Origin of the sequence: Microbulbifer elongatus, from assembly GCF_021165935.1 — a bacterium.
In the GTDB taxonomy this organism is placed as follows: Bacteria; Pseudomonadota; Gammaproteobacteria; order Pseudomonadales; family Cellvibrionaceae; genus Microbulbifer; species Microbulbifer elongatus.
Genome location: NZ_CP088953.1, coordinates 442436 through 456629 on the forward strand (window position 1 = coordinate 442436; position 14194 = coordinate 456629).

11 protein-coding genes are annotated in these 14194 nt (G+C 54.8%); 3 read left to right on the forward strand and 8 right to left on the reverse strand.

Going from position 1 to position 14194, the window contains the following annotated elements; translation table 11 throughout:
* Window positions 1–123 precede the first annotated feature (123 nt).
* The 3 genes from LRR79_RS01720 to LRR79_RS01730 are packed head-to-tail and all read left to right on the forward strand — an operon-like array spanning window position 124 to window position 2933.
* Window positions 124–2028, forward strand: a complete 1905-nt coding sequence (locus tag LRR79_RS01720) for a type VI secretion system Vgr family protein (RefSeq protein ID WP_231758713.1) — start codon at window positions 124–126, stop codon at window positions 2026–2028.
* Window positions 2029–2039: 11 nt separating this feature from the next.
* Complete coding sequence (locus tag LRR79_RS01725; RefSeq protein ID WP_231758714.1) at window positions 2040–2615, forward strand: DUF6931 family protein; 576 nt, start codon at window positions 2040–2042, stop codon at window positions 2613–2615.
* A gap of 24 nt (window positions 2616–2639) precedes the next feature.
* Window positions 2640–2933: a PAAR domain-containing protein gene (locus tag LRR79_RS01730; protein WP_231758715.1), complete on the forward strand. Its 294-nt coding sequence runs from the start codon at window positions 2640–2642 to the stop codon at window positions 2931–2933.
* Between the two features lie 126 nt (window positions 2934–3059).
* On the opposite strand, the gene tssH is transcribed toward LRR79_RS01730, so the two are convergent.
* The 8 genes from tssH to tssA form a co-directional block, all read right to left on the reverse strand.
* On the reverse strand, window positions 3060–5708 hold the full coding sequence (gene tssH, locus LRR79_RS01735) for a type VI secretion system ATPase TssH (protein ID WP_231758716.1): 2649 nt from the start codon (window positions 5706–5708) through the stop codon (window positions 3060–3062).
* Between the two features lie 111 nt (window positions 5709–5819).
* The gene (gene tssG, locus LRR79_RS01740; protein WP_231758717.1) at window positions 5820–6959 is read right to left on the reverse strand and encodes a type VI secretion system baseplate subunit TssG; all 1140 of its coding nucleotides are present in this window, start codon (window positions 6957–6959) and stop codon (window positions 5820–5822) included.
* A complete protein-coding gene (gene tssF / locus LRR79_RS01745) occupies window positions 6923–8752 on the reverse strand; it encodes a type VI secretion system baseplate subunit TssF (protein ID WP_231758718.1) in 1830 nt (609 codons plus the stop codon). Before tssF ends, tssG begins: the two co-directional genes overlap by 37 nt.
* The gene (tssE, locus tag LRR79_RS01750) at window positions 8752–9225 is read right to left on the reverse strand and encodes a type VI secretion system baseplate subunit TssE (protein ID WP_231758719.1); all 474 of its coding nucleotides are present in this window, start codon (window positions 9223–9225) and stop codon (window positions 8752–8754) included. The genes tssF and tssE overlap by 1 nt, the downstream gene beginning before the upstream one ends.
* A complete protein-coding gene (gene tssC / locus LRR79_RS01755) occupies window positions 9225–10736 on the reverse strand; it encodes a type VI secretion system contractile sheath large subunit (protein ID WP_231758720.1) in 1512 nt (503 codons plus the stop codon). The genes tssE and tssC (LRR79_RS01755) overlap by 1 nt, the downstream gene beginning before the upstream one ends.
* Before the next feature lie 96 nt (window positions 10737–10832).
* Window positions 10833–12320: a type VI secretion system contractile sheath large subunit gene (gene tssC, locus LRR79_RS01760; protein WP_231758721.1), complete on the reverse strand. Its 1488-nt coding sequence runs from the start codon at window positions 12318–12320 to the stop codon at window positions 10833–10835.
* Window positions 12320–12838, reverse strand: a complete 519-nt coding sequence (tssB, locus tag LRR79_RS01765; protein WP_043319677.1) for a type VI secretion system contractile sheath small subunit — start codon at window positions 12836–12838, stop codon at window positions 12320–12322. The genes tssC (LRR79_RS01760) and tssB overlap by 1 nt, the downstream gene beginning before the upstream one ends.
* Before the next feature lie 45 nt (window positions 12839–12883).
* Window positions 12884–14170, reverse strand: coding sequence for a type VI secretion system protein TssA (tssA, locus tag LRR79_RS01770; RefSeq protein WP_231758722.1), 1287 nt, complete (start codon window positions 14168–14170; stop codon window positions 12884–12886).
* Window positions 14171–14194 lie beyond the last annotated feature (24 nt).

Consider the following 14194-nt stretch of genomic DNA (forward strand, 5'->3'; position numbering starts at 1 on the left):
GAATGCGGCCTGAGGGCGCCAAGATACCGGCGATTTCCAGGTATGAGGGTCGTAATGACAGGGAAATTCGCTTCGGGGGCTCCAGTATGAGAACCCCGGCGCCGACAAGGACTTGGGGCTGATATGTCTTCACTCAATCAAGACAATCGCATGATCCGGACGGATTGTCCGATCGGAAAAGATATTTTCATCGCAACCGCCATCACCGGCGAAGAGCATATCTCCAACACCTACCGCTACCAGCTCCGCCTGATGTCGGACGATCACGAAATCACCCAGGACAAGATTGTCGGCAAACTATTTACCGCCACGATCCAGCACGGTGATGCGGAGAAATACATCAACGGCTACGTAACACATTTTTCTATGCTCGACGTGAATGCGGAAGGGCTGCGAGAGTATACGGCTGTCATTCAACCCGGCCTGTGGTTCACCACTTTGGCGGGGCAGAATCGTATCTTCGAGAGCAAGTGTGCACTCACTATCATCAACGAGGTGCTGAAAGAGCACGCCGCGGTGGTCACGTTCAGCACCAAGTGCAACAAAAAATTCCTGAAACGCGAATATTGTGTACAACACAACGAAAGCGATTTTCAGTTTATCAGCCGGCTTCTCGCCGAAGAAGGTGTTGCCTATTACTTCCTGCAGTCAGACGGCAAGCATGAGCTTGTGCTATGTGACGACAGTAAACATTTTTACGACTGCCGCACAGACAAACTTGAATACGACGGCGGCGGCAGCCATCCAACCATGCATTCTGTACGCCGCTGGCAGCGCGAATTTAATTACCATGGTGGCGGTTTCGAGTTTAAAGACTACAACGAATATACTCCGGATAAAGACAACAGCCAGAATGTGTCAACAGCGAGCAAGCTGAACAACGTAAAAGGCTATATTCAGAGCCTGTACGGTCGAAATCACTTCGAGCCGAAATCAGATGGTACCCACGTATTCCAGGATAGCCACCACAAGACACTCACCGAACATGCAGTCGAGTCACTGGAAGCGGGTTTTGACATAGCGCGTGGCGCCAGTGATTGCGGTGAGCTCTGCGCTGGGGGTAGATTTGAGCTGGCACACTCACTGAAGAGTGAAAAAGGTAAGTATCTCATCACCTCGTTACGGCTGTCAGCGAAAGACAGTAACAGCGAGGACTCACAGTTCAGCAACACATTCACCTGCATCCCTGAGAAGGTCATGCCGCGGCCGGTACCTTTCGGCAACCTGAACAGGTCCCATGCGCCACAGGTGGCCACCGTAGTTGAGGTAAAGGCCACAGACTCTTCCGGTTCCGGGGACGAATATACCCAACTCAAAGTAAAATTCCCCTGGAATTCCAAGCAAAATAGCTGCTGGATTCGTGTGCTGCAGTCTTTCTCAGGCAAAAACTGGGGAGCCAGTTTTGTGCCCCGGGTCGGTCAGGAGGTGGTGGTGAGCTATATCAACGGCAATCTTGATCGACCGCTGGTGACCGGCGCTGTGTTCAACAGCAATAATCCTGGCCCTCAATACACCGCAACTCAGAGCGGCTGGAAAACACAGATCAAGGACAGCAAATTCAATGAGCTGCGCTTCGATGACAAAAAGGACAGCGAAGAAATCTATATGGAGGCCGGTAAGGATCACAATTTCCTGATCAATAATGACCAAACAGGAAAGATTGATAATGATCAGACACTGGAAATCAAAAATAACCGCACCATTACCATAGCGGAAGGTAATGAAACGATTACGCTCGGCAAAGGCGACCAGAAGACGGATATCGAGGGCAGTCAGTCAGTGACGCTCAATTCTGGCGATCACACCGTCAAGGTGAAAAGCGGAAAACAGACAATTGATGTGATGGGAGCCATTAAAATCACCTCCAAGACATCCATCGACCTGAAAGTGGGTGGCAACAGTATTTCCATCAAACCCTCGGGTATTGAGATCAAAGGTACCATGCTAACCTGCAAGGGCGACTCCATGGCGGAAATGAAGGCCGGTGGGATACTGACACTTAAAGGCGGCGTCACCAAGATTAACTGACGGAATACATTATGACTGACCTGGTGAAAGTTCAGGCGACAACCGCGCAAGAGTTGTTACAGGACATTGAAATCAGTGAAGAAGGGCAGCCGCATCTGGTTCTGGACACCGCACCGGAGATCAGCATCCTGCGCCTGATGGAAGCGGCATGTTATGGCGATGCGGTCAAACTGCTTGCTCGTGGTCTTCCGAAACGGGAAGCCGTCTGGTGGGCTTGCCTGTGCACGCGCGATATCGAGACACCGGAGACCGATGAGAATAATCGCAAAGCGCTGATGGCCGCAGAAAACTGGGTCAAAAAACCCAGCGAAGAACGGCGCCTGATTTGCAAACAGATGGGGGAGGCCACCAAATTCAAGACACCGGCAAGCTGGGCGGCAACCGCAGCCAGCTGGTGCCATGGAAGTATGGCGGGGCCCGATGAGCCCGTGGTGGAAGCACCGGAGCATCTGTATGCCCATGCTGTCGCGGGCAGTGTTTCCCTGGCAGCGGTGATGCACAATCCCGTGAACCCCGAACAACCCTTCGAGCGGTATCTGCAACAGGGTCTCAATCTCGCCCGGGGCGGCAACGGCAAAGCCGGGTAACCACGCAGCCAGGAGTATTCAACAATGGGAAAGCCCGCTTCACGTCTCACGGATATGCACGTTTGCCCCATGGTGACCGGCACGGTTCCCCATGTGGGAGGGCCAATCGTCTCACCGGGAAGCCCCACCGTGCTGATTGGCGGTATGCCAGCTGCAACAATGGGCAGTACCTGTACCTGCGTCGGACCACCAGACAGCATCATCATGGGCAGCACCACCGTACTGATCGCCAACAAACCTGCTGCCCGCATGGGGGACTCGACCAGTCACGGCGGTAAAATTGTCATAGGCTGCCCTACCGTTCTGGTGGGCGGTTAGAGGGTAAACAAAAGAAGGCCGTTTCCACCTCAGGGATGGAGCACGGCCTTTTCGACTTCAGGCAAGCCCCCGGCGTCAGTCCCGGGAGCTTTTGAACACGTAAAGCTTCATAAAATCAGCAATCTTCTAACTGACCTGATATTCAAACTCACCCTCTTCCGTGGCACCGATATGTACCCGCTTGATATCCTCACCGCGCGCCATTCGATCCAGACACTCGCTCGCCAGCGCCGGCAGGACGGTTCGATTGAGTATGACTTCGATATTCCGCGCCCCGGTATCGGCTTCCTGACAACGGGCAACAATGCTGATTAGCACATCGTCTTCGTAGCTGAATTCCGCCCCATAGTGTTCTTTCACACGCTTCTCGATGCGGCGCATATTGATTTTACAGATTTCGACCAGATTCTCGTCATCCAGCGGGTAGTATGCGATGACATTGGTTCGCCCAAGAAACGCCGGTTTGAATTTCTGCAACAGGTGTGGCCGGATATTGTCCAGCAGTACCTCGGGTTCCGGTTTTTCTTCAACCTGATTGAAGATCGCGCGAATTGCGTCTTCTCCGGCATTGGAGGTCATGATGATGACGGTGTTTTTAAAATCGATGTCACGCCCCTCACCGTCTTTGATGGTGCCCTTATCGAACAGGTTGTAAAAGATATCCTGAACGCCGGGGTGCGCTTTCTCCATCTCATCCAGAAGGATCACCGAGTAGGGTTTACGCCGCGCTGCTTCCGTCAATACACCACCCTCGCCGTAGCCCACGTAGCCGGGAGGGGAACCGAGCAACATGGATACTTTGTGTTCCTCCTTGAATTCGGACATATTGATGGTCGTAATATTCTGCTCACCGCCAAACAGTGTATCGGCGAGGGCCAGTGCGGTTTCGGTTTTGCCGACACCGCTGGTACCACAGAACAGAAAGACGCCGACCGGTTTGCGCGGGTCGGTGAGGCCGGCGCGGGATGTACGAATCGCTTGCGCCACCGCTTCCAGTGCATGCGGCTGACCGATAACCCGCTGATTCAGGCGCTCCGCCAGGCTCTGCACCGCGTGGATTTCATCGGCGACCATTTTCCCGACGGGAATCCCGGTCCAGTTGGCGATAACCGCCGCGATTGCCTGCTCATCAACCTCCGGCTGCATCAGGGGCGTATCGCCCTGGATATTCTGTAACTGGGCGGTCAGCTCCTGCAGCTGCTGTTTGAGATCGGCGAGCAGTGACTCATCGGCTGAAGACCCCGTGGTAAACGCTTCATCAATCTGGTCCCGCAGAGCACGAATCTGCGTGATCAGTTCAAGCTCCTGCTGATGTTGACTCTGTAGATGCGCAAGACGCTGCTCCGCCTCTTCTTTATCTGCCTGCAGTGCGGACAGCGATTCTTCATGGGCACCAGTGGCGGCGTTTTCCCGGCGCAGCTTTTCCATGGTGCGCTCGGCACCAGCGATAATTCGCTGGGCATCCTCGATGGCGCCGGGTGTTGCCGACTGACTCAGTGCAACCCGTGCGCAGGCAGTATCCAGCAGGCTCACGGACTTGTCGGGTAACTGTCGGCCCGGGATATAACGGTGAGACAATTTTACCGAGGCAACAATTGCCTCATCCAGAATACGTACTTTATGGTGGGACTCCAGGCTTGGGGCAATGCCCCGCATCATATCGATGGCCTTGTTTTCGTCTGGCTCTTCCACTTTTACGACCTGGAATCGACGGGTTAGCGCCGGGTCCCGTTCGAAGTACTTCTTGTACTCGGCCCAGGTCGTTGCCGCAATGGTGCGCAACTCACCCCGAGCCAATGCGGGCTTCAACAGATTGGCTGCATCCCCCTGGCCTTCCTTTCCGCCCGCACCAATCATGGTATGCGCTTCGTCGATAAACAGAATAATCGGCGTGGTTGACGCGCGCACTTCTTCAATCACGGACTTCAGACGATTTTCAAACTCGCCTTTCACACTGGCGCCAGCCTGCAACAGACCCAGGTCCAGGGTCCGCACGGCAACATCACGCAGTGGTGTCGGCACATCACCATTGGCAATACGCAGGGCAAAGCCCTCGACCACAGCGGTCTTACCCACACCGGCCTCGCCAGTGAGGATCGGGTTGTTTTGCCGCCGGCGTGTCAGGATATCGACACACTGTCGTATCTCTTCGTCACGCCCCAATACCGGATCGATTTCGCCGTTACGCGCGCGCTCGGTGAGGTTGACGGTATATTTATCCAGAGCCGGCGCTTTGCTCGCCATAACCGCGGCCGCAGCGCCTTCACCGCCATCTGCAGCGGCAGTGAGGTGATGGGATTCAGCACTCTGTCCGAACATTGCACGGGCAGTCTCGCGAATCGACTCTGGTGCTATGCCTTTCAGTACCGGACAGCTTTCCAGCACCTGGCGACGGGCGCTTTCCTCGAGCAGCAGCGCAGCCAGCAGATGTCCGGAACTCACTACCCGATGACCGAAATCAATGGAGGCAAGCATCCAGCTGTTTTTCGCAGCTTCGACAATCGCAGGAGACAATGCGGCAGGGCGACTGCTACCGGATTTGAAGGCAGCGATAGCGGTAGCCAGTTGCTTGGCAAACTGGGATGGATTGACATCGTGCTTTTCAAGAAGGTGAAACAGATCGGTGTCGGATTGATCCAGCAATTTTAACAACCAATGCTCTATTTCCACGTTGTACTGGCTTTGTGCCAGGCAAAGGCCGGCGGCTCCTTCCAGTGACTCCCGCATATGCGGCGTCATGGTTTCTACCAGGCGCTTAAGATCGATGTTGATCATAGACTTTTCCCTTTTTTGGTAATCCGTTTCAAAAGCGGCAAGCAGTGCATGCTTCTGTAAAACGGCGGTTTCCTTTCAGACTTGGAGGTATCGACGACAGACAGCTATAAATCATGCTAACGGCAGTGCTTCGTCAGGTGACATCTGTTCGGCACTCAAACTGATATATACCGGCTCACCGCTCTCCGGCTCCGTGGACATATGTGTATTCCAGCCGAGTAGCGGCTGGGTCGCTGCCTGGTCGGACAGCTGTACCGGCGCGACATCGTCGGTGAACAGGGTCGCGGAAATCTCGAAATCCATCTCCACGCCCGCCCCCAGCTGGATGAAGGACTTTAGCGCTTCCAGTTTACGCCCACCGGGGGCCATGGCCATGTGCGTTTCGTAGTCCATTGGCTCGATCACCACACGAAATTTATTCTGCGCCTGGAAACAGTGTGTCCCCATGATCGTATCTACCCCCAGTCGGTTATTAACCCCCAGGGGTTGCTCCGCACAAGGCAGTCGCGTGAGTACGTCCTCAGGCAGCTCGTCCCATTGCCCCTGAAACTGTTCTATTGACACGTTGAGGCCGAAAAACTGCCGGATCATCTGCGCAAGGCCCGTGGCCGAACACTGCTGACGGCCCAAGTGGCCGGCCAGGCCCAGTAATGCATCGTCGGGAATTGGCAGGCGATACCGCATTTCACTGGTACCAAGCCCCGCGACCGAAGCGATAACCTGAGAGAAGAGATCCGGCTCTTTGTCCTGCCGCAGGCGCGACTGCTCGTAGTTAACCGGCAGCTGGTACTTTTGCCAGGCGCGATACAGCAGTGATACGTGACGATGATTGAAGATATCGAGAAAATCTTTCAGTGCAGCGTTTTTCTCTTTTAATTCCTGCTGCACCACCTCGGTCATAAAGTACGGCAACACACCCTGACTGCCGATCAGCCCTCCAAACCCGACCTCCATTTCCCATTTTTCAGTGTCGGAATCCGTCTCTTTTATCCCGTCCGGCACCGAACGACGATGGAGTTTCAGAACATCGGCACTAACAAACGACAGTGATGTCTGCGACTTGAAACGCAAAAATTCTCGCGACGGCGGTGTTGCTGTACCGAGTCGGCCAGCGCCGTAGGGAGAATCCTCGCCCGGTGTAAGAACCGCCGACTCGAGAAGCCGCACCGCCTGATAGAATTCGAATCGGTAAGGCTCGGTGCGCAGCTGCTCGATTAAACCAGTGCTTTGTCGCCTGCGCGCGGTGGCCATCGCTTAAGCTCTCCATCCCGGCCACTCAACTTAGCGATCAGCCGGGTAAATGAATTGATAGAACAGTACAGCCCGAGGAATCGCTCAATCACACTGGCAAACAGTAACGCGCTGGTACCCTTGAGCATCATGGAATCCAGAACAATGGTGACCTCGGTGCCGCGACACAGCACAACGCTTCCGTCAATCTGTATGGGTGCGGTAATCGGACGGGTTTCCATCTTCAGCAATGCTTCAATGAGATTGCGGGTGCTGCCGGAATTCCGAAAGTCGTAAAGGCGGAGTATTTCCTTGAAGGCGTCACAGCCACCCTCGCCGCTCAGAGAGAGATGATTGAGATTCAGGTGCGATACAAGACGCCAATAGCTACGCTCCCGTCGCGGTGGTCGCAGGGTTTCAGTAGGTGGTACCACGCAGCTGATCCGCTGCGCCGGCGCATCGCCATCCACGATCGTCAGGTAGGGCTGTGCGTTGCCGGTAGGCAGCTTTTTCGGCAGATTCCGGTTGCTACAGGTCAATTTGAGGTCGAGCGTCTGCCCATTGGCCTCGAGGGGGCGAAAATCAAGATCCACCAGACTGATATCCAGTTCCGATGCCAGCTCATTCCCATGTTCCCCTTCAATGACATCGCGGCGCCGCGCATACCAGAATGCACTTTGTGCACTTCCAGACTGGCTGTGCTGCAATCCGTAGAAGGGGCGATACCGCGTGGTGTTCCCAGAGGAATCTGTGCCGTTGACTTCATCAATGGAATAGACTTCCAGGCCATCGGTACGGCGGACATCCGCAACCACATGGTATTGGTACTGGCGGTGATCCACCGGGATGGGATCCGCACTCTGTTCAAACAGATTGATCACCGGAGTGCAGCCAAGCGCGAACATCTCCTCGGTCATCTGTTTTTCGAGTTCGTCGTGGGTTTCCGACAGATAGAAATACAGGTTCAGTGTATCGCCATAGCGGCCATCAATGGCATCCGCCACGCCGGTAATATCAATAAACTGAAATTTTTCCGGGAAGGTGAAATATTCCGTCAACAGGCGATAGCCCAGGAACGCTGATTCGGGATAGGGCAGCAACCCGTCATCACTGTCGAGCCCAACCTGTTCAATTCGGCTTGGCTCAAGCATTACCGGCGAGGGATCGCCCTCCCCATTTGCGACCACTAATCGGACGCACTTTGTCAGCAACAGGTCATACAACTCGCAGATATGGCTGGGCAGTCCACGCAAGAAAAAGCGCAACGTTTCCGGCGCAAGTTCGGAAAAATGGACTTCGCTACTGAACGTTTTCAGAGATAGCTTGAGAACACCGTTGGCACCCTGGATATCGTTACACCCCGGCGCGATAAACGGCCGCGGCATTAAAGTTGCGGATTCGACGCGAAACGGTGATACATCGACTGGATAGCGACTGCTAAAACGGCAGGTCTGCCCTTGGAAGGTCTCTGTTTCCAACACCAGATCTCTCTCCAGGTGCACGATCGCATCCAGATCCGGTTCCGCCTCAAACTGGACGATAGCACAGGAAGGTATTGGGCGGAGATAATGTGGATAAAGAGTTTCCAGTACTGCATCGGTTAGCTCGGGGAAGTCGTCGTTGAGCTTCTGCTGCACCCGCGCGTTCATATAGGCGAAGCCTGACAGCAATCGGCCGACCAGAGGGTCGTCTACTGTTTCGGCATCGAGTTGAAGACGGGAGGCGGCGGCAGGGTGCAAACGCGCAAATTCGCCAGCACTCTGCTGGACAAACGCCAGTTCCCGCTCGTATAAATCGATCAGCTTTTCACTCACTACAGAATCTCCGAAACATCCACGAGCTGGGTCACCGGGTTTAACGTGGAGTCGAACACGATCACCTCCGCGGCGGGATTTACATGCAATACCGCTTCTACACGAAAACGGATACTGGGGTCTTCCACATCGACCTTCTCCTGAGTGGATACCTTGACCGAGCGTATACGCGGCTCAAAGTCGAGGATCGTTCGTTCAATATCGCGGCAGAATCGTTTTCGGCTGTCAGCGGATGTCAGGTTGACTGTGGAGAGATCCGGCAATCCATAATTGATATTTGACGCCTCCAGATGCTCATGTTCCTCCGGGGCAGAAATGCAGCGATAGCGAGTATTGAACAGGTATTCCAGGTCCCGCCTCACCCCTTCCCGCAACTGCCGCAGCACCTGATGGGGACGGTGCAGATCTACCCGGCCCGAGGACTCCAGCAAGCGATCCAGTAGCGGTGCAATCAGCCGCTTTTCTCTGGCCATTAGTTCGCTGCCCCCACACCGATTTGTGAAAGTGCGGTAGTCAATTTCAATTCGGATACCAGGTGGTCGACGGTATAGTGGCTCTTAAGGTGAATAATGCTCTGATAACTCCCCGCTTTACCGGGCTCATCGACTACCCTTACCCGGGCTTCCCGCAGAGGATAACGAGCGAGCATTTCCCAGGAGAGGTCTTCCCGACCCGTGGTATACCGATCCATCCAGTGTTGCAGCTGACGCTCGCAATCGGCGGCGTTCATATAGGCCCCAACCTTGTCGCGAATCATGACTTTAATGTAATGCGCAAATCGGGAAGCACAGAGTATCTGCTGCAACATGCTGCTTATCCGGGCGTTAGCCTGAGCCGCCTTGGAGCTGTACTGCTTGGTTTTCTGCAGTGAGGGCACACTGTTAAAAGCGCTGTAAGGTGTGTCGTAACAGTGGCACAGGCATATAAAACCGAGATCACTCAGCTCTCGCTCAACGAAATCTGTCACCAGAATCGAGGTCGACATCCTCAGAAACTGTGGTTGACTGTCGACCCCGTAGCCAAGAGCCGGTAGCTGGGTAACCAGTCCGCCCCCCAGGTGATCCCGTGCGACCCCGCGGATATGGGAGAACCAGCCAACCTCGTCAAATTCCCGTACCAGCACGGCGCCAAGCGCGAAGACACTGTTTCCCCAGAGATAATTTTTGCTGTTCGTCGCCGCCACATCTTCGCGAAATCGCAGCCCGCGGTAGGCAGAAAAGCCCTGCGTATGTGGCTCGCGCATCAGTACCTGCGGCAGGGTGATACCGATAAACCGGCTATCCTCCAGCTCCCGTAAGCTGTTCCAACGGATGTACTGTTTTTCGCGGAAAATTTCGCTGTAATCCATGGGTTTCGCGAGATCATCGTAGCTGTCCACACCGAACAACTGGGGCGTGGCGCTGCAGATAAATGGTGCGAAGGCGGCAGCTGCCGTATGCGCTATTCCCTGTAGCGTGAAAACATCGTCATAGGGATGACCGTCAAACGGGCGATGAGAGATATAGTAGTCACCCAGCAACAGTCCATAGGGCTCACCACCGGGCGTACCGAACTCTTCGTTGTAGATAAGATGAAAAAAGCCCGACTGATCAAAATCCGGCGCGCGCTCGATGTCCCGGGATAAATCCTTCCAGCTCAGGTCCAGGAGCTTGATCTTGATATTGTCAGCACTTGGGGTCTGCTGAATCAACAGGAAAAGGCCCCGCCAGCTCGCTTCAAGCCGCTGGAATTTCGGCGCATGGATAATGTGGTTAAGCTGATCACTGATCAGCATATCCAGCTCACTGATAACACCGCTGATCCACTGACGAACGCTGGTACTACGATGTGCATCACCGGTACCACGGGCGCTTACCCAACGCTCAAAGGCAAACAGGTCATCGGGCTCGTCAAGAAAATCCTTCAGCCAGTTGGCCTCGAGCACATTGTCATCGCAATGCACGGAAGCGCTGCCGGTAGTTGGACTGGAGGTAACGGCAGACAAGGCGAGAGCTCCCTAGGATCCTTGGGACAGAATTGACAAATAACGAACACGCCGAGCGTGCGTAGAAGGGCCGGCAGAAATGCCGGCCCTACACCATCAACCCGCAGACGGGATATTGGCGACCATACGCATGGAAGTGGTGAGTTCTTCCATCTGCAGCCATGGTTTCAGATAGGCCACGGCGCTGTAGCACCCGGGCTGACCAGGGATCTCTTTCACTTCAACGCGGGCTTCCGCCAACGGATACTTGGCTTTCATCTCGGCGCTCGCATCCGGGTTGGAGTTGGTGTATTGAGAAATCCACTTGTTCAACCAGCGCTCACAGTCACCGGCTTCCATGAATGAGCCGACTTTATCCCGCGCCATCACTTTCAGGTAGTGAGCGATGCGGGAGGTCGCCATGAGATATGGCAGACGAGCGGAAATGGATGCATTCGCAGTGGCATCCGGATTGTCGAAAACCTTGGGCTTCTGTGCACTCTGGGAGCCAAAGAAAACGGAGTAATCGGTATTCTTGTAGTGGCACAGCGGCAGGAAGCCCTGGGCACTGAGCTCAGCTTCACGGCGGTCGGTAATGCCGATTTCCGTCGGGCACTTTTGATCGAGGTCGCCGTCATCGCTTTTGAACACGTGGGTCGGCAAACCTTCCACCTTACCACCCCCTTCTGCGCCGCGAATCGCAGTACACCAGGAGTTTTCTGCAAACGCTTTTGTCATGGTAGTGCCCATGACATAAGAGGCATTCATCCAGCAGTATTGATCGTGCTCCGCCGGCTTTGACACCCCAGATTCATCCACTTCAAATTCTTCGAAATTGAAGGATTCCACAGGCTTGGTATTGGCGCCGTAAGGGGTACGAGCCAGTGTACGGGGCATCACCAGGGTGACAAAGCGGGAGTCATCACTGTCGCGGAAGCTGCGCCACTTGATGTATTCACCGGACTCGAAGATTCCACCGAGATCACGAGGCTTCGACAGCTCGGTAAAATCGTTAAAACCAAACATGCCCGCGCCGGCGGCAGAAATAAACGGGCAGAAACCAGCAGCTGCCACGTTAGACATCTTGCTGAGCAGTTCGATATCTTCCGGGTGACTGGTGAATTCGAAATCACCGATCATGCAGCCGAAAGGCTCGCCACCTGCAGTACCGAACTCTTCTTCATAGATCTTTTTGAAGGTCTGGCTCTGATCGAACTCAACAGCCTTGTCCAGGTCGCGAAACAGCTCGCGCTTGTTGATATTCATCATCCGGATCTTCAAGGTGGCACCGGTTTCAGAATTCATCACCAGGTGGTTGAGGCCGCGCCAGGAGCCTTCCAGCTTCTGGAATTTCTCATCGTGGAGAATGGCGGAAAGCTGGCGCGACATCGCCTGATCAATTGCCTGCACTGCCTTATTGATGGTCTGGGTCAGGTTGCGGTCCCAGGTCAGGGTTCCCTGCAATGCCTGCTTGGTCAGGTTGGCAATCAGGTCCTGAGCTTCATCCGGCTGGGTCTGCTTGGTCGCCGAAATGGCCTGCTCGAGGAGACTGGCTGACTGCTCTTCAACTTCCTGTTCTGCTACATTTTCAACTTCGGTGCTCATTACGCATCCTCTCCTTTTTCTTCACCGAGGCCAAGCTGCTCGGAGATAGCGCTGACGTTGTCTGTGCTTTTCAGAATATCCTCAAGGACTTTTTCCAGTTCCTCCGAGCGATCGGCCTTGCTCAGCAGGTCACGCAATTTACTGCGTGCTTCGAGCAGTTGCTTCAGAGGTTCAACCTGATCGACGATCTGCTCCGGGGAGAAATCATCCATATGGTTGAAATCCAGGTCCACAGCCATCTTGCTACCGTCGCCAGCCAGGGTGTTTTCAACCTGCAGATTCAGCTTGGGATTTACCTTGGCCATGACATCATTGAAATTGTCACGGTCAATCTGAACAAACTTGCGCTCTTTCAGAGGTCGGCGATTTTCGGTGTTGTCACCGGAATAGTCCCCCATCACCCCGGTGACGAACGGAAGCTCTTTTTTCACCTCCGCGCCATTGGTCTCCACATCGTAGGTAATATGGACACGCGGCTTACGCACACGCTTGAGTTTATTGTGAATGCTCTCGGACATCGGGGTCTCCTTTCCTCAATTTGGAAATCGTGGGATTAGTCGGGGTTACCAGCTTGGAGCGCCGGACGAGGCCGGCTCAGATTCAGATTGATCGGACCAGCTATCGTCAGTCTGACTCGCAGGAGCCGGATCTGGCTCGGCAGACGCTGCCGCCTGATCCGAGCGCACTGCTGCTGCGGGAGGGGCTACGTAACGCTGGCTGTCACTGCCATCCAGCATGACGCCGGTCAGCTGTGAATAGATCGCGCGGGACTGGTCATCGGGAAGAAGTTCGGTCATCAACTCCGCAACCGTCATGCGTCCCCAGTTGATTAGCCGCTCGAGCCCGGGGGCCAGCGGCGTGTGCGGTTCGTAGGTGCGAAAATAGCGCGCGGCCTTTTCCAGCAGTACCAGCGCATCTTCACGAGAGGTGATAGCGCCGGTTGGCACCGCAACCTGTTGCACCATCGCTGTGACCTGCTGCATCCCAGGCTCCTGCGGCGCTTCGCCATCGGGCGCCTCAGGGGATTCCGCAACCGCTGCCAGAGATTCCAGCTGCTCCTGATAGATAAAACGCGTTGTACGCAGCACCTCATCCAGCAGGCTGCTGATATTGGAAAACGGGGGAGCATCGTGGGCACAATGTCCTCGCAGTGTTTCATTGATCTGCTTGTAGGTTGTCAGCGCTTCTTCCAGTGTCTCTACCAAATCCTGAGCCCACTGGGGAGCAGCGCTTTTCGAGCACTGCTCAAATTCACCGAGACCGTAACCGAGTGTTTCAACACGCGCGGCTTTTGCATCCGGGTCAGCGATTTTATCCGCGTCTCTTGCCTGCTGATACTGGAAAAAAGAAAAGCCACCGAAGTCCCCTTCCGGGGTAATCTCTGCACTGCGGATAGGAAGCAACAACGTGCCGTCCGCACCGTCGCCATTGAGGCCGGTCAGCGGTGCAACCTTGGTTTCAAGACCGTCTTCATCGGGCTCGGGGTAAAGGCCGTCCCAAAACTGCTCGACCAGGCCATTGATCAACGCCACACCATCGCGCAGACCGGCAAAACCGTGCAGGCGGATGAGCGCTTCGGTGTACCAGCTCGCGACTTCAAGATCTTTGCTTTTTTCTCGCAGAATCTTTTCTGCGGTTCTCGCGACATCCCGCCACGGCGCCAACAGGTCGGTATCGCTGTCGTCAAACATAGCCGAGCGCTCGGCCGCTCGGGCGCTATTGCGCGCATCTTTAATGGTGTAGTAATCGGAAGTGGGTGAGCGATCCTCACGGATGTCCTCCCCCTGGGGGCTGTCTGCACTGATCTCCTGCAACAAGCCGTCAATTTCGATCACATTGGCGAACGCCATAGAAATTCCCTTTTCTCACAATTT